Source organism: Nonomuraea sp. NPDC049028 (genome assembly GCF_043197735.1).
Classification (GTDB): Bacteria; Actinomycetota; Actinomycetes; order Streptosporangiales; family Streptosporangiaceae; genus Nonomuraea.
Genome location: NZ_JBICTR010000007.1, coordinates 240,781 through 261,022 on the forward strand (window position 1 = coordinate 240,781; position 20,242 = coordinate 261,022).

The following is a 20,242-nucleotide window of genomic DNA, read 5'->3' on the forward strand; positions in this document are numbered from 1 at the left end:
CCGCTAACCACTGCTGCCCCAGCCGAATCATCCCCTAAAGGGAGCTCCAGTGACGCGCTCGTAGGCTTCCAGATAACGCTGTCTGGTCTGTTCCACTACCTTGTCGGGAAGGCGAGGTGGGGGAGTTCCGGAGCTTTTGTCCCATCCCGATTCGGGCGACAACAACCAATCCCTTACATATTGCTTATCAAATGACGGTTGGGAGCGTCCCGGCTGCCACTGGTCAAGTGGCCAGAATCGTGACGAGTCAGGCGTCAAGACCTCGTCCCCCAGCGTGAGCACACCGTCGGCGTCGCGACCCAGCTCGATCTTGGTGTCGGCCAGGATGATGCCCCGCTCGCGGGCGATCTCGGCGCCGCGCGTGTAGACGGCGAGCGTGATCCGGCGCAGCTCCTCGGCCGTCTCCGCGCCCACGTCGCCGACGACCCGCTCGAAGGAGATCGGCTCGTCGTGCTGGCCGACCGGGGCCTTTGTCGAGGGCGTGAAGATCGGCTCGGGCAGCCGGGACCCGTCTTCGAGGCCCGGCGGCAGCTCGATCCCCGAGACCGCCCCTTCGCGCCGGTAGTCGACCAGGCCCGAGCCGGTCAGGTAGCCGCGCGCCACGCACTCGACGGGCACCATCGACAGCGGCCGGCACAGCACGCTGCGGGAGTCGGGCCCCGGCCCGATGAGGTGATGGGGCACCAGGTCGGCCAGCTGCTCGAACCACCACAGCGACATCTGCGTGAGGATGGCCCCCTTGTCGGGGATCTCGGACTCGAGCACGTAGTCGAAGGCCGAGATCCGGTCGGAGGCGACCATCAGCAGCTGACCGTCGTCGGTCTGGTAGAGATCGCGGATCTTGCCGGAGTGCAGGTGCTTCATCGGGCGATGTCCGTCCTGTGGTGCGAGCCGCGCAGCCGTATGCGCGAGACCAGCTCATAGGCGTTGCGGCGGGCCGTCTCCTGGTCGGGGCCGGTGCCGACCACGTTGAGCACCCGCCCGCCGTCGGAGAGAACCTGGCCGTCGACCCGCTTCGTGCCGGCGTGGAGGACGTAGGCGCCGCCGATGGGGTCGAGCCCTTCGATGACGTCGCCCTTGACCGGGGCGTCGGGGTAGTTCTCGGCCGCGACGACCACGGCGACCGCCGACCCCGCGCGGAACACCGGCGCCGGATGCTCGCTCAGCCGCCCGGTGGCGCAGGCCGCCAGCAGCCCGGCCAGCGGCGTCTCCAGGCGATCGAGCACCACCTGGGTCTCCGGGTCGCCGAAGCGCGCGTTGAACTCGATCACCTTCGGCCCCTTCGCGGTCAGGGCCAGGCCCACGTACAGGACGCCCTGGAACGGGCTGCCGCGCCGGGCCAGCTCGTCGATCGTCGGCTGGACGACCTCGCGCATGACCTGCTCGGTGAGCCCTTCGGGGGCCCAGGTGAGCGGGGTGTAGGAGCCCATGCCGCCGGTGTTGGGGCCTTCGTCGCCGTCGTAGGCGCGCTTGAAGTCCTGGGCGGGCTGCAGCGGCACGGCCGTCTTGCCGTCGCAGAGCGCGAACAGCGAGACCTCGGGCCCGTCGAGGAACTCCTCGATCACCACCCGCTCGCACGCCGCCGCGTGCGCGAGCGCCTGCTCCCGGTCGCCGGTGACGACCACGCCCTTGCCCGCCGCCAGCCCGTCGTCCTTGACCACGTACGGGGCGCCGAACTCGTCGAGGGCCTGAGCGGCCTCCTCGGGCGTGACGCAGGCTCGCGCCCTGGCCGTGGGGACGTCGGCGGCCGTCATGATCTCCTTGGCGAACGCCTTGGAGCCCTCGATCATCGCCGCCCGGCTCGACGGACCGAAGCAGGCGATGCCCGCGGCGCGCACCGCGTCGGCCACGCCCGCCACCAAGGGCGCCTCGGGGCCCACCACCACCAGGTCGGCGCCGAGTCGTAGGGCCAGCTCGGTCACCTGGGCGGGATCGGTGGCCGTGACCGGATGCGGGGCCGAGATCTCCTCCATGCCCGCGTTGCCGGGGGCGCTGTGGAGCTCGGTGACCTGGGGATCGAGCATGAGTGAGCGGCACAGGGCGTGTTCACGCCCGCCGGAGCCGATGACTAGAACGCGCACCGCCCCATTGTGGCAGGGACGGCCGGACGGCCGCCCGGCGCACCCGCGTCAGACCAGCGTGGGCACTCGAAATGTGGGAATAGGCGGGAATCTTTGTGGAGTTCTACCTCCTGTCAGGACCCGTCGGAGAGTATCGTCAGTCGGGTCCATCCGCCTGTGGTAACTTAGGGCGGCTTTATGGCATCTCTTGTGATTGGAGGTGGTCCGGGATGAAACCTGGTGATCCCAGCAGTACGTGCTCACCCACGTACACCGTGTATGCCCCCGACCACTCCAATCCGGCAGCCTGATCGTGCCTCCACGTACTTTCGTTGATTGAGGTGACTTTTCGTCGCGCGTGGAGCGTGCCAGGTCGGGCGGAAAGGGACTGCCATGCGCACGTCTACGCTTTTCCGTCGCACCACCCGTCACCCCGCACAGCCGCATGTCTCGCGCCAGCTCACCAAGCCGCTGCGTGAGGTCTGCGTGCCTCCCGTTGACTCCATCGTCGAGTTCGGCGCCTACATCAAGGGCGAGAAGGTCGTCGCCCCGGGCATCGAGGAGTCGCTCGAGCTGGTCCGCGAGCACAACAGCCGCTCCGACGGCGCCAAGGCGTTCGTCTGGGTCGGCCTGCACGAGCCCGCCGCCCCCGAGGTCGAGTGGCTGGCCGGCGTGTTCGGCCTGCACCCGCTGTCCGTCGAGGACGCGGTCAAAGCCCACCAGCGCCCCAAGGTCGAGCGCTACGGCGACTCCCTGTTCATGGTGCTCAAGTCCATCGCCTACCTCGACCACGACGAGCTGACCGCCACCAGCGAGATCATCGCCACGGGCGAGATCATGGTGTTCCTCGGCGTCGACTTCGTGGTGACCGTACGGCACGGCCGGCACTGTCCCCTCACCGAGGTGCGCGAGCGGCTCGAGGACAAGCCCGAGCTGATGAACCGCGGGCCGGCGGGCGTGCTGCACGCCATCGCCGACCACGTCGTCGACCGCTACCTGCAGGTCGCCGACCTCATGCAGCTCGAACTCGAAGAGGTCGAGGCGACCGTCTTCGCCGACGTCAGCTCCCGCGACATCAACCGCATCTACCAGCTCAAGCGGGAGATGCTGGAGCTGAAGCGGGCCGTCACGCCGCTCCAGGCCCCGCTGGCCGCGCTGCCGCAGCGCCGGGTGATCCCGTCGGAGATGCGCGAATACTTCCGTGACGTCGGCGACCACCTCTCCCGCGTGTGCGAGCAGGTCGAGTCGTCGAACGAACTGTGCAGCTCGATCCTGCAGGCGGCGCTGGCCCGCTCGAACGCCCTGGCCAACGAGGACATGCGCAAGATCTCGTCCTGGGTGGCCATTCTGGCCGTGCCGACGATGATCGCCGGGATCTACGGCATGAACTTCGACTTCATGCCCGAGACCAACCAGGTGTGGGGCTATCCGGCGGTCCTCGGTGTGATGATCACGGCCTGCGTCCTGCTGCACCGAGGCTTCCGCCGCAACGGCTGGCTTTAGACCGTCAGACTCCGACGGGCCGCTTGAGCGGGCCGACGGGGTCGGGCAGTCGCAGTCCGCGCTCCCGCCACAGCTCGCGCATCCGATCGGGGTAGTCGGTGACGATCCCCGCCACCCCCAGGTCCAGCATCCGGGCCGCCAGCGCCTTGTCGTTGACGGTCCAGACCGCCACGTCCAGCCCCGCCGCCGCCACCTGGGCCATCAGGTCCTCATTCACCATCACGTGCTCGGGCGACAGCGTCGTGGCCCCCGCCTCGCGGGCGGCGGCCGGGATGTCGTCGCCCAGCGGGCCGTTCCAGTGCAGGGTGTCGAGCTCGATCAGCGCGAAGCGCCGCGTGCCCGGCGCCAGCCGGGCGGCGTGGCCGATGATCCGCCAGTCGAAGCTGAGTATCGCCGCGTTGTCCAGCCTGCCGTGCCGGTCGAACTCCTCGAGCACCATCTCGGTGAACAGCTCGGGATCGGCCGTCAGCTCCGGCCTGGTCGGGTCGGACTTGAGCTCGACATGCAGGCGTACGTCCTCGGCCTCATAGGCGTTGACCAGCCCGAGCACCGCGCCCAGCGTGGGCATCCGGGTCTCCGGCATCGGCCGCTGCGTCAGCGCGAAGGGATCGTCGGCGTGCCGGGGCAGCCGTACGCCCACATCGAGCATGCGCAGCTGCGCCAGCCCGAGCGAGTTGATCGGCTTGCCGACATAGGGGAAGTGGGGGTCGTCCTTCGCGATCGGCCGCGTGTCGGCACTGGTCACGGCCGAGACCGTGAGGTCGTGCGTCAACACGAGCCGCCGATCGGCGGTGAGCGCGACGTCGAACTCGAGCGCGTGCACCCCGAGCTCCATCGTGCGGCTCAGCCCCGGAAGAGTGTTCTCGGGCCAGAGGCCCCTCGCTCCCCGATGACCGTGAATCTCAACGCGCACACCGGGGACACTACCTGCCGCGCGCCACGAGCACGACGTGCCACGCCGCGCCCTTTTTGTGGTGGGTATGGCTATTCCTGGCTGAACGTCCACACATAGACCACCTGGTCCTTCTCAGGTACCCCGCCCGCGCCGCTGTACGTGGCCTGGGCCGCCTCGTTGCCCTCGTCCGTCGCCACCCACATGCCGTGGCAGCCGCGCTCGCGAGCGAGCCCTTCCAGGGCCGCGACCAGCGCCCTGGCGATGCCCCGGCCACGGAAGGACTCGTCCACGCCGAGCTCGTAGAGGAACATCTCGGTCCCCTTGTCGGGGTGGGTGGTCTCGACCCCGGTGATCATCCCGGCCGGGGTCTCGTCCACGTAGGCGATGAGCAGGTGGTGGCGCTCGTCCGCCAGGAACTTCGCGGTGGCCTCCGGTAGGGGAGCGGAGTCGAAGAGGTGACCGGCCGCCTCGACGACCTCGGGCTCGGTGGCACGACGGATCTCCATGCCCGGAGAGTAAGCGCAGGTCGCCGCGCCACGCACGGCATTTATTAGGTCGATAAATGCGACTCTGTGGCAATAAGCTGGCGGTCATGACGGAGGCACTCGAAACGGTCCGGCCGGAAATCGTCCAGGCCTGGGTCGACGGCTGGGTGGTTTCGCGCAGCGCGCCGCGGCCCGTACGGGAGCCATGGGGCCTGCGAGTGGACGTCGGCCAGCCCGGCCACGTCGCCCGCCACGTGCTGCCCGCGCCCACCCCCGGCGACCTGCGGTTGCTGGCCGAGACGATCAGCACTCCGGGCACCTGGCTCAAGCTCTGCGCATCCGCGGAGGCGGTCGTCCCCTGGCTCACGCCGGCGTGGTCCATCGACGAGCCGGAGTTCATGATGACGGGGCCGCTGTCGCGGGGCCGGGTCGAGGCTCCCGACGGCTACACGCTGGCCGTCACCACCCGGTCGGACGTGACCGTGGCCCGCCTGCTCACGGCGGCGGGCGAGATCGCGGCCCGGGGGCAGATCGCGGTCACCGGGCGTACGGCGGTCGTGGACCAGGTCGAGACCGCCCCGAACCACCGCCGCCGCGGCCTGGGCCGCGTGGTCATGACGGCCCTGGCCGACACCGCCGCCTCGCGTGGCGCCAGGACGGGCATCCTGGTGGCCACTCCCGCCGGTCAGGCCCTCTACCGGAGCATCGGCTGGACGACCCGCACCCCGATGACCGCTGCCGTCCTGGCCGCCTCCTGACGTCCTGGGGGGCTTTTTACGGTCGTTCGGGTACGGCCGGCGACGCGGTGCCGGCCGTACCCGTGAACCGGTTGGGTCAGACGAGCGAGCGGAGCACCAGCGTCTGGTCGCGGCCGGGGCCGACGCCGATCGCGGAGATCGGCGCGCCGCTCATCTCCTCCAGCGCCCGCACGTACGACTGCGCGTTGGGCGGCAGGTCGTCGAAGGTCTTGGCGCCGGTGATGTCCTCCTGCCAGCCGGGGAACTCCTCGTACACCGGCTTGGCGTGGTGGAAGTCCGTCTGCGTCATCGGGATCTCGTCGTGCCGCGTGCCGTCGACGTCATAGGCGACGCACACCGGGATCCGCTCCAGCCCGGACAGCACGTCCAGCTTGGTGAGGAAGAAGTCGGTGACCCCGTTGATCCTGGTCGCGTAGCGGGCGATGACCGCGTCGAACCAGCCGCAGCGCCGGTTGCGGCCGGTGGTCACGCCGTACTCGCCGCCGGTCTTGCGCAGCCACTCGCCCATCTCGTCCTCAAGCTCCGTGGGGAACGGGCCCGAACCGACGCGGGTGGTGTACGCCTTGAGGATGCCGATCACCTTCGTGAGCCGCATCGGCGGGATGCCGGACCCGGCGCAGGCGCCGCCGGCCGTCGGCGAGGAGGAGGTGACGAACGGGTAGGTGCCGTGGTCGATGTCGAGCAGCGTGCCCTGACCACCCTCCAGCAGCACGAACTTGTCCTCGTCCAGCGCCCGGCTCAGCACCAGTGAGGTGTCGGCGATGTGCGGCTTGAGGCGTTCGGCGTAGCCCAGGTACTCCTCCACGACGGCCTCGGCCTCGATGCCGCGCCGGTTGTAGACCTTGGTGAGCACCTGGTTCTTCTCGGTCAGCGCGACCTCGATCTTCTTGGCCAGGATGCCGGGGTCGAGCAGGTCCTGGACGCGTACGCCCATCCGGTAGATCTTGTCGCCGTAGGCGGGGCCGATGCCCCGGCCCGTCGTGCCGATCTTGGCCTTGCCCAGGTAGCGCTCGGTCACTTTGTCGAGCGCCTTGTGGTGGGGCATGATCAGGTGCGCGTCGGCGGAGATCAGCAGGCGCTCGGCGGAGATGCCGCGCGCGGCCAGCCCGTCGATCTCGCTGAGCAGGACCCCGGGGTCGATGACGACCCCGTTGCCGATCACCGGCACGACGTGCGGCGACAGGATTCCGGTGGGCAGAAGGTGCAGTGCGTATTTCTGGTCACCGATGACCACGGTGTGACCCGCGTTGTTGCCACCCTGGTAGCGGACGACGTAGTCGACGTCGCCACCGAGGAGGTCGGTGGCCTTGCCCTTGCCCTCATCGCCCCATTGGGCACCAACGAGAACGGCAGCCGGCATGGTTCAGTCTCCCGAGCACAAAACGAAACCCCTGGCGCAAGTGCGACAGGGGCTCTTGCGTAGAGAGACTACCCGAGTCGGCCTATTCGTCCCAAGTGCTAGTTCTTGGCCAGCGCGTCATAGGCGCTCTCGCTGCTGTCCTTGAGGAATTGCAAGCATCGTTCGGCCTCGTCCTTCTCGCCGATCGCCTGGGCGGCCCTGGAGAGCGAGTAGAGGCAGCGCAGGAAGCCGCGGTTCGGCTCATGCTCCCAGGGGATGGGACCGTGCCCCTTCCAGCCGCTCCGGCGGAGCTGGTCGAGCCCGCGGTGGTAGCCGGTGCGCGCGAAAGCGTAGGAGGTGACGGCGTGGCCCTGCGCGAAGTACTCCTCCGCGAGCGTGGCCCAGGCCGCCGGGTAGGCGGGGAAACGGGCCGCCACGTCGGCGGCCTTGGCGCCGGCTTCCAGCGCCTCCCTGGCCTCGGGCAGGTCCGGCAGTTGAGTCGGGGGCGGCCCGGCGAGAAGGTTATCCATAGGACAAGTCATACCCGCCGAGCCGCCGCAGTGGCTAGGAGATCTTCGTCCCAGCGGATTTCAGGTGCTCACAGGCCTCGACGACGCGGGCCGCCATGCCGGCCTCGGCCGCCTTGCCGTAGGCGCGCGGGTCGTAGGCCTTCTTGCTGCCGACGTCGCCGTCGACCTTGAGTACGCCGTCGTAGTTGCGGAACATGTGGTCCGCGATCGGCCTGGTGAAGGCGTATTGGGTGTCGGTGTCGACGTTCATCTTGACCACGCCGTAGGAGATCGCCTCGTGGATCTCCTCCATCGCCGACCCGGAACCGCCGTGGAAGACCAGATCGAACGGTTTGTCCTTGCCGTACTTGGCGCCGACGGCGTCCTGGATCTCCTTCAGCACGCTGGGCCGCAGCTTGACGTGCCCCGGCTTGTAGACGCCGTGCACGTTGCCGAACGTGGCGGCCAGCAGGTAGCGGCCCTTCTCACCGAGCCCCACGGCCTCGGCCGTGGCCAGCGCGTCCTCGGTCGTGGTGTAGAGCTTCTCGTTCATCTCGCCGACGACGCCGTCCTCCTCGCCGCCGACGACGCCGATCTCCATCTCCATGATGATGTTGGCGCGGTGGCACTTGTCGATGAGCTCCTTGGCGATCTCCAGGTTCTCCTCCAGGGGTACGGCCGAGCCGTCCCACATGTGCGACTGGAAGAGCGGGTCGAGACCCTTGGAGACCCGCTCCAGCGAGATGTCGATCAACGGCCGCATGAAGCCGTCGAGCTTGTCCTTGGGGCAGTGGTCGGTGTGCAGCGCGACCGTCACCGGGTATTTGGCGGCGATCACCCTGGCGTACTCGGCCAGCGCCGTCGCGCCCGTCACCATGTCCTTGACCGTGGCGCCGGACAGGAACTCCGCGCCGCCCGTCGACACCTGGACGATGCCGTCGCTCCCGGCCTCGGCGAAGCCGCGGAGCGCGGCGTTGAGCGTCTGGGAAGAGGTCACGTTGATCGCCGGGTAGGCGAATCCGCCCGCCTTCGCGCGGTCGAGCATCTCGGCATAGACCTCTGGGGTTGCTATAGGCATGCTTCATCTCCCTGAGAAGTACGGCTTCGCGCAGCCCAGTATCCCGTTCCGCTACCCCGCGTGGTAGAGACAACGCGCGGCGGCCAAGGCCGTTCGCGACGGGTAGGCTCACCCCGTGGACTGGCTTTCCAATCTCCTGGACCCGACGTGGTGGCTGACGATGCTCGGCGCCTTCGCGACCGTCGGCGTTCTGGCGATCATCTTCGCCGAGACGGGCTTGCTCATCGGGTTCTTCCTGCCCGGTGACTCGTTGCTCGTCGCCGCGGGCATTTTCAGCTCCGCCGCCGCGGCGAAGGGGATTGGCATCGAGCCGCTGTCCTTCCCCGTGCTGCTGATCGCCACGCCGCTGTGCGCGGTGGCGGGCGCCCAACTCGGCCACCTCATAGGGGTCAAGATCGGCAGGAGACTCTTCGACAAGCCGGACTCACGGCTGTTCAAGAGGGAGTATGTGGAGAAGGCCGAGCACTTCTTCGTGAAGTTCGGCCCGGCCAGAGCGGTGATCATCGCGCGCTTCGTACCGATCGTCCGCACGTTCCTCAATCCGGTCGCCGGCGTCCTGGAGATGCCGGCCCGCACGTTCTTTCTGTGGAACGTGGTCGGTGGCGTGCTGTGGGTCGAGAGCATGCTGCTGATCGGCCACTTCCTCGGCAACCAGGTCGATCCGACCAAGATCGACAAGTACATCCTGCCGGGTGTCTTCCTCATCGTGCTCATCTCGCTGATCCCGATCATCGTCGAGGTCGTGAAGACCCGCAGGGCCGGCAAGCAACTACCGGAGCCCAACGGCAAGCACCACCGCGTGCGCTGATCCCACTGACGATCGTTCAGCGATCTTTTAGTGATCGAGATCGACCCAGCCTACGAGTACGCTCCCCCTTGTGGGACGCCACAGGTCAGATCCGATGGGCCTCGCCCGCCTCGCGCTCGCCGTTCTGGCGGCGGTGGCCGTGGTGACGCTCCTGGTCGTCGGCGGTCGCGCGCTGCTCACCTCGCTCGACACGCGGCAGCAGCAGCCCGAACGCGGGAAGGTCGCGGCCCAGCCGCAGGCCAGTGCCCAGGTGCCGACCGTCCGCATCGAGTGCGTAGCGGACACCTGCCCCCTCGTCACGGTCCGCGTGCCGGGCGGTGATGTGCTGCAATATCGCGACATGAGCAGGGGCGAAGAGGTCAGCTACTTCGAACCCGAGCTCGACGTGGTGCTCAGCGACGCCGCCACGGTCGTGGTGACCGAGAACGGCAAGCCCCGCGCGCAGGGCAAGGCCGGCGCGCGGGAGGCGTTCACAGTCCGGAGTCGTCGGGCGTGAACGGGGCGTGGGAGGTGTTCACAGCCCGAGGTCCTGGAGCGTGAACGCGGAGCGGTAGTCGAGCCCCTCCTCGGCCATTCGGGGCGCCGCGCCGCGCTCGACGATCGTGGCGACGGCGACCACCTCCGCGCCCGCCTCACGCAGCGCCTCGACGGCCGTCAGCGGGGAGGCGCCGGTCGTGGAGGTGTCCTCGACGGCCAGTACGCGACGACCCTTGACCTCCGGACCCTCGATCCTGCGCTGCATGCCGTGCGCCTTCTGCGCCTTGCGCACCACGAACGCGTCGAGCGGGCGCCCTTGCGCGGCGGCGGCGTGCATCATCGCGGTCGCGACGGGATCGGCGCCCAACGTCAGCCCGCCCACGGCGTCGTACTCCAGGTCCTTGGTCAGGTCGAGCATCACCCTGCCGACCAGGGGCGCGGCCACCCCGTCGAGCGTGATCCGGCGCAGGTCCAGGTAGAAGTCGGCCTCCTGGCCCGAGGAGAGCACGACCTTGCCGTGCACGACGGCCTTCTTCTTGATCTCGGCGAGCAGGTTGTCGCGGTCTGTCATGGGTCCCAGCTTAGGGTCCTCGCGGTACGTCCAGGCGGCCCGCGTACGGCCGGCCAGGAGGTCCACCTACGGCCAGGTCCGAGCGGGCCGCCGGAGGCTCTGGAGTGCCGCCGGGAGGGCCGAGAGGGGCGTCGGAAGGTAAACACGGCCCTGCGGTTTAGCCGGGACGGTGGCTGCGGAATGCTCGGAAGTAAACTCTGGGTAATCGTGAGGTCACTATGAGTGCAGAATCGCCGCAGAGCGATGCGGATCTTCTCCACGCGGTCCGAGCCGGCGACGCCACCGCCTACCGCGAGCTCCACGACCGCCACGTGGCCGCCGCGCGCTCGCTGGCCCGCCAGCTCGTCAGGGGTGAGGCCGAGGCCGACGACGTGGTCGCCGAGTCGTTCACCAAGATCCTCGACCTCGTCGGCCGTGGCGGCGGTCCTTCGGCGGGCTTCAGAACGTACCTGCTGACGGTTGTGCGACGCACCGTCTATGACCGTACGCGGGTGGCCGACGGCCAGATAGCCCTGCGCGGGGTCGAACGCCAGGCGACCACGGGCGGGATCGAACGCCAGGTGATCCTGGGCAGAATCGAGGGCCAGGCGGTCATAGGCCGGACAGAGCGGCGGGCGGCCGTGGGTGGGGGCGAGTGCCAGGCGGCCGTGGGCGGGGCCGAGCGGCAGGCGGCTATGGGCGGGATCGAGCCGGTCGATCCCGGTGTGCCCTTCATCGACCCGGCACTCATCGGCCTCGAACGATCGCTGATCGCCAAGGCGTTCCTGTCGCTGCCCGAGCGGTGGCGGGCGGTGCTCTGGCACACCGAGGTCGAGCACTTGCCGCCCGCCGATGTGGCCCCGCTGCTCGGCCTGTCAGCCAACGGCGTCACCGACCTCGCTCGCCGGGCTCTCGCGGGCCTGCGCCAGGCGTACCTGCAGACGCACCTGGCCGCGCCACCGCCCCACACGTGCCGGCTGGCGCTGGGCAAGATGAGCCGTTACGTCCGGGGCGTGCTGGCCAGGCGCGACTCCAAGGCGGTGGACGAGCACGTGAGCGGCTGCCCCGAATGCCGCGCGGTCCTGCTGGAACTGACGGACGTGAGCCGGGGGCTACGCGTCATCATCGGACCCCTGATCACGGGGCCGGTCTTCGCGGGCTACGCGGCGGCACTGGCCAAGGAGAGAACCCCGAGCGACGCCCCGGATGGCCTTCCGGGCACACTGGGCCGCTTGGGGCGCGCGCCCGGGCGGCTGTTCGGGAGGGCGCGGGAGACGTCCGGGCAGGTGTCCGATTGGGCGCGGCGGGTGGCCGCGTACATGCTCGGTCGGGTGTGGCAGGCGCCTGTGCGCGTGTTCGGCTGGGTGTGGCGAGCGTCCGGGCAGGTGCTCGGCCGGGTGCGCCGGGCGCCCAGATGTGCGCTTGGCCAGCTTTGGCGCCTGCCCAGATACGTGCTCAGCTGTGTCCGGGGCCGGCCCAGGCCCGCGCTCGGCTGGGTTCGGGGCGTGCCCAGGCGTGTGTTCGGCTGGGTTCGGGGCGTGCCCACGTACGCACAGGCGGCGGTGGCGGGTGGTACCGCCGCCGCTGTCGCGGCCGCCGCCGCGTTCACGCTGGTCTCGGCCGAGGAGCCGATGCCGAGGCCGGTCGCCAAGCCCGTCGCGTCAGCGGGGCCGCCGCCCGTACGACCGGCCGACAAGCCCACGCGGGTTCCTCCCGGTCGGCCGGACACCCCGTCGGCGGCGAGGGGGCACCGGGCGCGCCTGCACGCCACGATCGGCGTGCTCGGCGCACTGGTCCGCGACCAGCCCGGCATCATCGGGCTACGACTCCGCAACTCGGGCAACGCCCCGACCGCCGAACTCACGGCCACCGTGGACCTGCCCGCAGGCGTCACGCTGATCCCATCGGGCGATAACCGTCATGGCACCGCCGCAGGCGTGACCCTGACCCGCCCGCTCGGTTCCGACCACGGAGCGGCACCGATCCAGCGGGGCGGCGACGGGGACGGCGCCGCACCGATCCAGCCGGGTGCCTACGAGCACAGTGTCGCGGCGGGTGGGGCGCCGATCCAGCCCGGTGGCTACGGTCACGGTGTTGCGATGGTTACGCCCGTTGGGACCCTGGATGGCTGGACTTGTCGCCCGGCCGGGCACGGCGCCGTGTGTGCCAGGGGGCCGCTTGAGGCGCGTCGTCGCACCGCCGTGTTTCTGCGCGTTCAGGTGGCCGCCCAGGCGCCCCAGGGTGACGGGCCCGCTGTGCGGATCACGTCCGGTTCGCTGCGGATCGGGGCGCGGTCAGCGGCCGGGGTACGGCGGGAGGGCATGCCCGCCAGGTTTGCCACCGACGGCAAGGTGACGGTCAGGGCGGTCGGCAACTCGCTCCTGAGTTGCCCGCTGGAGCGCGACGGCTGCGCGGAGGCCCGGCGGCGGGAGGGCGACAGGCGGGACGACGAGCTGTGGCCCATGGCGGTCGTCGACGGGGATGGGGTGCCGGATACGTACGCCTCCAGCGGCGCCATGCTGCGATTGCCCCCGGGCGGTCGGGTCGTGTGGGCGGGCCTCTACTGGTCGGCCAGTGGGGAGAACACGGGGCCGATCAGACTGCGGCCGCCGGGTCGGCGGCGTTACCTGTTCATCAGGCCCGAGCAGGTGACGGTCCGCGAGTTGCCCTCTGGGCCCGCCTACCAGGCGTTCGCCGACGTGACCGGGCTGGTCGGGAGTGTCAGGCAGGAGGGCACGTGGTGGGCGGCCGATCCGCCGATGGGGGAGGGGGTCGCGCAGCACGCCGGATGGAGTCTGGTGGTGATCGCGACCGATCCGACCGAGCCGTACAGCCACGCCGTGGTGCTCGACACACCGACCGTCATCGGCGGTGAGGCGGGTCAGGCCCGGATCCCGCTGGACGGGCTGGTCTCCGCGCCTGAACTCGCGCGAGGCCCGGGACGCCCACAAGGGAGCGTGGCCCCTGTGGCCGTGCGCGCGCGAGTCCCGAGCAGGCGCCCGGTCTCCGGAGGCTCGTCCAGGCGGGTTCCGTCGGGCGGGCTGGTGCCTGCTCGGATCGAGGTGGTGACCTGGGGCGGTGATGCCGATCTCGACGGTGATCGGCTCTCTCTGGGTTCGGGGCCGCTCACCCCCGCAGGAGGCGACCGTGACGCGGACAACGTCTTCGACGGCTCGTCCAACGGCGCCAAAGGGATGACGTTCGGTGTCGACGTCGACACGTTCGGCGGCGAACTCGGCCATGACCCGGCGCTGGCCATCGATACGCGGAAGGATGTGGTGTTGTTCGCGATCGCCGCCGTCAGCGTGCGTGCACGGTCGTGACGTACGTGCACGATAGTGACCAAAGTCCGACATATTGGTACGGTCAGCCCGGACGCACCGGCGTATGGTCAGGGCAGGGGCGAATCGTCGGGATTAACCTCGCGCGATCACCCGCTTTCATTACCCTGAGAGAGGGCCGCCCGCGAATCCGGCTCTGACGGTGCACAGTCTGCTAGGTCGGACCACCAGGAAAGGGGCCGTGTCAGTGGATCGCTGCGCGCTGTTCGTGGACGCTGGCTATCTGCTGGCCGACGGCGCGATGGCCGTGCATGGCACCCGCCATCGTGAAGCCGTGGCCTGGGACTATCCAGGGCTCTTGCAGCTCCTGTCGAACCTCTCGCGCGAGCGCACCGGCCTGCCGATGCTGCGGTGCTACTGGTACGAGGCGACCGTCGAAGGCCGCCGTACGCCGGAGCACGAGGTGCTCGCCGACATCCCCGGCCTCAAGCTCCGTCTCTCGCGCATCCGCCCCGGTCGGCGCGAGGGCGTGGACGCCCAGGTGCACCGCGACCTGATGACCCTCGCCCGCAACAGCGCCATCTGCGACGCCGTCGTGGTCAGCGGTGACGAGGACCTCGCCCAGGTCGTCAGCGACGCCCAGGACCTCGGCGTCCGGGTGACCGTGGTGCACATCGCGGTGGACGGCAGCTGGGCGGTCTCGCGCACGCTCATGCAGGAGAGCGACGACATCATCGAGCTGGGCGGCGTCCACCTGCGCCCCTACGTCAACGTGGTGGCCGGCGCCATCGAGGCGTCCAACGGACATCACCAGTCGGCCGGCAACGGCCACGCGCAGCGGGAGCTGCCGCCCGCCCAGCCGAGCGGGGGCAGCCACGCCGCCGACCGGGCGAGCCAGTCCGGTGCCAACGGCGCGATGCCATCGGCGGGACGTGGCCAGCAGTCGCCGCCCAGCTACGCCAATTACCAGCCGGATCCGACGCCGTCGGCCGCCCCGGTGACCGGACCCATCCCGCAGCAGCCGCAGGCGCCGACGACCGGGCAGTTCGCGTCGCAGTCCAACGGCACCTACCAACCGCCGCCGTCGCAGTCCAACGGCACCTATCAGCCCCCGCCGCCGCAGTCCAACGGCACTTACCAGCCCTCGCAGCTCGGCGCCTACACCGGCCCGCAGCCCGCGCCGGTCTCCCAGCAGCCCTCGGCGGCCACGGCCGGGGCGACCACGCTGTCCGACGCCGTCAAGGCCGCCCATCGGGAGGGGCACGACTTCGGCGAGTCCGTGGCCCGCGACGCGCCGGCCCTGTGGCTGGAGGCCGTGCTCGCGCGCAAGCCGCGGATGCCCTCCGATCTGGAGGCCCGCCTGCTGCAGGGGTCGTCCCTGCCGATCGACTTCCTGCTGCACGACGAGGTACGCCACGCGCTGCGCCGCGGCTTCTGGGACGCCTTGGAGCGCGCCAGACACTAGCCTGACGCGCTCCCTGAGGCCGGACCTCCGCCGCTGCCGTCCAGACGCCAGCGGCGCCTCTGAGAACGATCTCAGCGCCTCAGGGACGCACATGAGCCTCGGGGACGCACATGAGACGGCGTCTCTCGTACGGACAAAGGCACAGCGCATCTCGTACGGGACGGCGTCTCTCGCACCGTGGCAAGGGACGGCGCGGCGGCCTACGACAGGGCGTCGAAGCCGGAGCGCAGGTGGGCGAGTCGGTCGGCGAGGTCGGCGAGCGGGACGGACAGCGTCGGGTCGTGCGACTTGTTGGCCAGCTCCCGCACCCTGCCCAGCTCGTCCTCCACCGCCGTCAGCCGCCGCGACAGCTCGGGCAGGATCGCCGCCTGGTCACCCGCGCCCGGCGGCAGTTCGCCGCTCAGCCGCTCGCGCAGCATCGACGCCTGCTCGGCCAGCCGTTTGTTCATGTTGTACAGCTCGGTGAACACCGACACCTTGGCCCGCAGCACCCACGGGTCGAACGGCTTGGTCAGGTAGTCGACGGCGCCCGCCGCGTAGCCGCGGAAGGCGTAGTCGGGCGCGCTGTCGACCACCGTGAGAAAGATGATCGGGATGTTGCGGGTCCGCTCCCGCCGCTTGATGTGGGCGGCCGTCTCGAACCCGTCCATGCCCGGCATCCGCACGTCGAGCAGGATCAGCGCGAACTCCGTGTTGAGCAGCGCCTTGAGCGCCTCCTCGCCGGACCTGGCGCGTACGGGCACCAGGTCGAGCGAGCTCAGGATCGCTTCGAGGGCGATCAAGTTCTCCTCGCGGTCGTCGACCAGGAGGATCTTGGCACGATCCGGCATGGATCACGCCCCTTCGGCAGTGGACTCGCCGCTCGACCGCCCCCGGCCGAGCCAACCGCGCAGCCGTTCGAGCAGCCGGTCGACGTCGACGGGCTTGGGTACGTAGTCGGACGCGCCCGAGGCGATGCTCTTCTCACGATCGCCCCGCATGACCTTGGCGGTCAACGCGATGATCGGGAGATCGGCGAACTGAGGCATGCGCCTGATGGCCGAGGTCGTGGCCCAGCCGTCCATCTCCGGCATCATGATGTCCATCAGCACGAGAGCGACGTCCTCGTTCCGTTCGAGCTGTTCGATTCCTTCCCGGCCGTTTTCAGCGTAGACGACCGTGGAGCCATGCCGTTCGAGGACGCTGGTCAGAGCGAACACATTGCGGATGTCGTCGTCGACGATGAGGATCTTCGCGCCGTTGAGCGGGTCGTCGCCGTGCCACTGGGTGGTCTCGGCGGGTGGCTCGATCAGCTCGGGCAGCGGCAGGTCGAGCGGCATGGGCGGCTCGTGCAGCGCGGCCGCGGTCTCCTCGACCGGCACGGCGAGCAGCTGCCTGCGCTCGACCACGGCGTCGGTGTCGGTCTCGGCCAGCGGGCCGGTGTAGGACGCCGGCAGGTAAAGGGTGAACGTGCTCCCCTTGCCCAGCTCGCTGTCGACGTGGATCTCACCGCCGAGCAGCCTGGCGATCTTGCGGCAGATCGACAGACCCAGCCCGGTGCCGCCGTACTTGCGGCTGGTGGTGCCGTCGGCCTGCCTGAACGCCTCGAAGATGACCTCACGCTTGTCGGGCGCGATGCCGATGCCGGTGTCGATCACCTGGAAGGCCAGCAGGTCGTGGGCGCCGTGCAGGGTGTCGTCGTCGAACTGGACCCCCGCCGGCACCGGCGTGACCCGCAGCTTGACCTCGCCCTTCGGGGTGAACTTCACCGCGTTGGACAGCAGGTTGCGCAGCACCTGCTGCAGGCGCTGCTCGTCGGCGCGCAGCTCCTGCGGCACGTCGCAGTCCACCTCGACGGCGAACGCCAGCCCCTTGTCCTGGGCCAGCGGCGCGAACGCCGCCTCCAGGAGGTCGACCATCTTCGGCAGCGACACCTGGATCGGATGGATGTCCATCCGGCCGGCCTCGACCTTGGACAGGTCGAGCATGTCGTTGATCAGCTGGAGCAGCGCGGAGCCCGCGCCGTGGATCGTCCTGGCGAACTCGACCTGCTGCGAGGTCAGGTTGCCCTCGGCGTTCTCGGTCAGCAGCTTGGCCAGCACGAGCAGGCTGTTGAGCGGCGTGCGCAGCTCGTGGGACATGTTCGCGAGGAACTCGGACTTGTAGCGTGAGGACACGGCCAGCTGCTCGGCGCGTTCCTCCAGCGTGCGGCGGGCCTGCTCGATCTGGAAGTTCTGGATCTCGATGGCGCGGTTCTGCTTGGCCAGCAGCGCCGCCTTGTCCTCCAGCTCGGCGTTGGACCTGCGCAGCTCCTCCTGCTGGCGCTGCAGCTCGTCGGAGCGCTCCTGCAGCTCGCGGGTGAGCCGCTGCGACTCCGTCAGCAGGTCTTCGGTGCGCGAGTTGGCGATGATGGTGTTCATCGTGACGCCGATGGTCTCGACGAGCTGGGTCAGGAAGTCGAGGTGCACCTCGCCGAACGGGGTGAAGGAGGCCAGCTCCAGCACGCCCAGGACGCGGTTCTCGAACAGGATCGGGAGTACGACGATCTGCGCGGGCGTCGACTGGCTGAGGCCGCTGTCGATGGTGATGAACCGCGGCGGCACGTCGTCGAGGACGATGTGCCGGCCCTGGGCCGCGGCCTGGCCGACGATGCCCTCGCCGACCGCGAAGCGCTGGCGCGGGCCACGGTCTGGGCGTACGCCGTAGCCGCCGATCAGCAGCAGCTCGTGCTCGCCCTCGGGATCGACGCCGTAGAAGGCGCCATAGCGGGCCGACACCAGCGGCGTCAGCTCGCTCATCGTCAGCTTGGCCACCTCGAACAGGTCACGGTGGCCCTGCATGAGCCGGGAGATGCGGGCCAGGTTGGACTTGAGCCAGTCTTGTTCCTGGTTGGCCTGGGTGGTCTCGCGGAGGTTGGCCACCATCGAGTTGATGTTGTCCTTGAGCTCCGCCAGCTCGCCCTGCGCCTCGACGGCGATCGAACGGGTCAGGTCGCCTCTGGCCACGGCGCTGGTCACGGTGGCGATCGCGCGTACCTGCGTGGTGAGGTTGCCGGCCAGTTCGTTGACGCTCTCGGTGAGCCGCTTCCAGGTGCCTTCCACGCCCTCGACCCGCGCCTGGCCGCCGAGCTGGCCTTCCGAGCCCACCTCGCGGGCGACTCGGGTCACCTCGGAGGCGAACGACGACAGCTGGTCGACCATCCGGTTGATGGTGGTCTTGAGCGCCAGGATCTCGCCCTGGGCGTCCACGTCGATCTTGCGGGTGAGGTCGCCGTTGGCGACCGCGGTGGTCACCTCGGCGATGTTGCGTACCTGGTAGGTCAGGTTGTTGGCCATGAAGTTGACGTTGTCGGTGAGGTCCTTCCAGACACCCGACACGCCCTGCACCCGGGCCTGGCCGCCGAGCTGACCCTGTGTGCCGACCTCGCGGGCGACTCGGGTCACCTCGTCGGCGAAGGACGACAGCTGGTCGACCATCGTGTTGAGGGTGTCCTTGAGCTGGAGGATCTCGCCCTGCGCGTCGACGGTGATCTTCTTCGACAGGTCGCCCTGGGCCACCGCGGAGGAGACCGCCGCGATCTGGCGCACCTGGGAGGTCAGGTTGTTGGCCATGGAGTTGACGTTCTCCGTGAGGTCCTTCCAGACCCCGGAGACGCCGCGTACCTGTGCCTGGCCGCCCAGCTGCCCCTCGGTGCCCACCTCGCGGGCGACTCGGGTCACCTCGGAGGCGAACGACGACAGCTGCTCGACCATCGTGTTCATGGTCGACTTGAGCTCCAGGATCTCGCCCTGGGCGTCCACGTCGATCTTGCGGGTGAGGTCGCCGTTGGCCACGGCCGTCGTCACCTGGGCGATGTTGCGTACCTGATAGGTCAGGTTGTACGCCATGGAGTTGACGTTGTCGGTGAGGTCCTTCCAGACGCCCGACACGCCCTTCACCTCGGCCCGCCCGCCCAGCTTGCCCTCGGTGCCGACCTCGCGCGCCACGCGGGTCACCTCGTCGGCGAAGGACGACAGCTGGTCGACCATCGTGTTGAGGGTGTCCTTGAGCTGGAGGATCTCGCCCTCCGCGTCGACGGTGATCTTCTTCGACAGGTTGCCCTGGGCCACCGCCGTGGCCACGGTCGCGATGCTGCGTACTTGGCTGGTGAGGTTGTTGGCCATGAAGTTGACGTTGTCGGTGAGGTCCTTCCAGACGCCCGACACGCCCGACACCCGGGCCTGGCCGCCGAGCTGGCCCTGTGTGCCGACCTCGCGGGCGACTCGGGTGACCTCCTCGGCGAAGCCGGAAAGCTGGTCCACCATCGTGTTGACGGTGTTCTTGAGCTCGAACATCTCGCCCACGGCGTCGACCGTCACCTTGCGGCTCAGGTCGCCCTTGGCCACGGCGGTGGTCACGACCGCGATGTCACGCACCTGCGCGGCCACCCGGGAGGACATCGTGTTGACGGCCTCGGTGAGGTCGCGCCAGCTGCCGGACATGCCGCGCAGGTTGGCACCGCCACCCAGCCGGCCCTCGGTGCCGGCCTCCCTGGCCACCCGCGTGACCTCGGAGTTGAACAGCGCGAGCTGGTCGACCATGCCATTGATCGCCTTGCCCAGGCGGCGCACCTCGCCGCGGGCCGAGCGGTCGAGGTCGATCCGCCGCGACAGGTCGCCCTTGGCCACCGCGTCGATCACGTCGGCGGCACCGCTCACCGGGCTCACCAGGGCGTCGATCAACATGTTGACCGACTCGACGCTCTCCGCCCAGGCGCCGACTCCCGGCCCCGGTGTCAGCCGCTCGCCGAAGCGGCCCTCCTTGACAACTTCCTTGCGTACGCGCACCAGCTCGTTGGCGAGATGTTCGCGACGATCGGCCACTTCGTTGAGCAGCAACCGCACTTCACTGAGGATGCCGGCCGGGGCATGCGGGACCCGGCGGCGGAAGTCGCCGTCGCGCCAGGAGAAGAGGGTCTCCAGGATCGGGACGAGGTCCGACTCGGTGTAAGTCCTCTCCTCAGAGCTCAATGCGGCCTTGGCCGTTGTCATGGGGCCTCCTTCACTCCCGGGGTGC

16 protein-coding genes are annotated in these 20,242 nt (G+C 69.6%); 6 read left to right on the forward strand and 10 right to left on the reverse strand.

What is annotated here, in order from left to right; genetic code table 11:
* Window positions 1-27 precede the first annotated feature (27 nt).
* On the reverse strand, window positions 28-864 hold the full coding sequence (locus ACGFJ2_RS28320) for a phosphoribosylaminoimidazolesuccinocarboxamide synthase (RefSeq protein WP_358180172.1): 837 nt from the start codon (window positions 862-864) through the stop codon (window positions 28-30).
* Window positions 861-2,081, reverse strand: a complete 1,221-nt coding sequence (gene purD / locus ACGFJ2_RS28325) for a phosphoribosylamine--glycine ligase (RefSeq protein WP_357957503.1) — start codon at window positions 2,079-2,081, stop codon at window positions 861-863. Before purD ends, ACGFJ2_RS28320 begins: the two co-directional genes overlap by 4 nt.
* A 372-nt stretch (window positions 2,082-2,453) precedes the next feature.
* Here purD and corA point away from each other — a divergent pair, with 372 nt between their 5' ends.
* Window positions 2,454-3,563, forward strand: coding sequence for a magnesium/cobalt transporter CorA (corA, locus tag ACGFJ2_RS28330; RefSeq protein WP_357957501.1), 1,110 nt, complete (start codon window positions 2,454-2,456; stop codon window positions 3,561-3,563).
* Between the two features lie 4 nt (window positions 3,564-3,567).
* Here corA and ACGFJ2_RS28335 read toward each other — a convergent pair whose 3' ends face one another.
* Together ACGFJ2_RS28335 and ACGFJ2_RS28340 are read right to left on the reverse strand one after the other, a co-directional pair.
* Complete coding sequence (locus ACGFJ2_RS28335; protein ID WP_358180175.1) at window positions 3,568-4,476, reverse strand: glycerophosphodiester phosphodiesterase family protein; 909 nt, start codon at window positions 4,474-4,476, stop codon at window positions 3,568-3,570.
* A 71-nt stretch (window positions 4,477-4,547) separates the two neighbouring features.
* Window positions 4,548-4,964 carry a GNAT family N-acetyltransferase gene (locus ACGFJ2_RS28340; protein WP_393473239.1) on the reverse strand — a complete coding sequence of 139 codons (417 nt, stop codon included), beginning with the start codon at window positions 4,962-4,964 and terminating at the stop codon, window positions 4,548-4,550.
* 86 nt (window positions 4,965-5,050) lie between these two features.
* Here ACGFJ2_RS28340 and ACGFJ2_RS28345 point away from each other — a divergent pair, with 86 nt between their 5' ends.
* Window positions 5,051-5,701 (forward strand): GNAT family N-acetyltransferase, encoded by a 651-nt coding sequence (locus ACGFJ2_RS28345; protein ID WP_393473242.1) that lies wholly within the window; start codon window positions 5,051-5,053, stop codon window positions 5,699-5,701.
* A gap of 76 nt (window positions 5,702-5,777) precedes the next feature.
* On the opposite strand, the gene ACGFJ2_RS28350 is transcribed toward ACGFJ2_RS28345, so the two are convergent.
* From ACGFJ2_RS28350 to fbaA, 3 genes are all read right to left on the reverse strand, one after another.
* Window positions 5,778-7,061 (reverse strand): adenylosuccinate synthase, encoded by a 1,284-nt coding sequence (locus ACGFJ2_RS28350; protein WP_357957494.1) that lies wholly within the window; start codon window positions 7,059-7,061, stop codon window positions 5,778-5,780.
* Window positions 7,062-7,159: 98 nt separating this feature from the next.
* Window positions 7,160-7,570 (reverse strand): DUF3151 domain-containing protein, encoded by a 411-nt coding sequence (locus tag ACGFJ2_RS28355; RefSeq protein ID WP_357957492.1) that lies wholly within the window; start codon window positions 7,568-7,570, stop codon window positions 7,160-7,162.
* A 34-nt stretch (window positions 7,571-7,604) separates the two neighbouring features.
* Complete coding sequence (gene fbaA, locus ACGFJ2_RS28360) at window positions 7,605-8,627, reverse strand: class II fructose-bisphosphate aldolase (RefSeq protein WP_357957490.1); 1,023 nt, start codon at window positions 8,625-8,627, stop codon at window positions 7,605-7,607.
* 115 nt (window positions 8,628-8,742) lie between these two features.
* On the opposite strand from fbaA, the gene ACGFJ2_RS28365 reads away from it, so the two are divergent.
* Together ACGFJ2_RS28365 and ACGFJ2_RS28370 are read left to right on the forward strand one after the other, a co-directional pair.
* Entirely contained in the window at window positions 8,743-9,435 is a 693-nt protein-coding gene (locus tag ACGFJ2_RS28365) for a DedA family protein (RefSeq protein WP_357957488.1), read from the forward strand.
* Window positions 9,436-9,529: 94 nt separating this feature from the next.
* Window positions 9,530-9,931: a hypothetical protein gene (locus ACGFJ2_RS28370; protein ID WP_358180184.1), complete on the forward strand. Its 402-nt coding sequence runs from the start codon at window positions 9,530-9,532 to the stop codon at window positions 9,929-9,931.
* Window positions 9,932-9,949: 18 nt separating this feature from the next.
* On the opposite strand, the gene pyrE is transcribed toward ACGFJ2_RS28370, so the two are convergent.
* Entirely contained in the window at window positions 9,950-10,483 is a 534-nt protein-coding gene (gene pyrE / locus ACGFJ2_RS28375) for an orotate phosphoribosyltransferase (protein WP_357653568.1), read from the reverse strand.
* Between the two features lie 218 nt (window positions 10,484-10,701).
* Between pyrE and ACGFJ2_RS28380 the strand changes: the two genes are divergently transcribed.
* Both ACGFJ2_RS28380 and ACGFJ2_RS28385 read left to right on the forward strand, forming a co-directional pair.
* Window positions 10,702-13,785: a sigma-70 family RNA polymerase sigma factor gene (locus tag ACGFJ2_RS28380; RefSeq protein ID WP_393473249.1), complete on the forward strand. Its 3,084-nt coding sequence runs from the start codon at window positions 10,702-10,704 to the stop codon at window positions 13,783-13,785.
* 205 nt (window positions 13,786-13,990) lie between these two features.
* Window positions 13,991-15,208: an NYN domain-containing protein gene (locus ACGFJ2_RS28385; RefSeq protein ID WP_357957678.1), complete on the forward strand. Its 1,218-nt coding sequence runs from the start codon at window positions 13,991-13,993 to the stop codon at window positions 15,206-15,208.
* Between the two features lie 200 nt (window positions 15,209-15,408).
* Here ACGFJ2_RS28385 and ACGFJ2_RS28390 read toward each other — a convergent pair whose 3' ends face one another.
* Entirely contained in the window at window positions 15,409-16,038 is a 630-nt protein-coding gene (locus ACGFJ2_RS28390) for a response regulator (RefSeq protein ID WP_357957483.1), read from the reverse strand.
* Between the two features lie 3 nt (window positions 16,039-16,041).
* On the reverse strand, window positions 16,042-20,217 hold the full coding sequence (locus ACGFJ2_RS28395) for a HAMP domain-containing protein (protein ID WP_357957481.1): 4,176 nt from the start codon (window positions 20,215-20,217) through the stop codon (window positions 16,042-16,044).
* Between the last annotated feature and the right edge of the window lie 25 nt (window positions 20,218-20,242).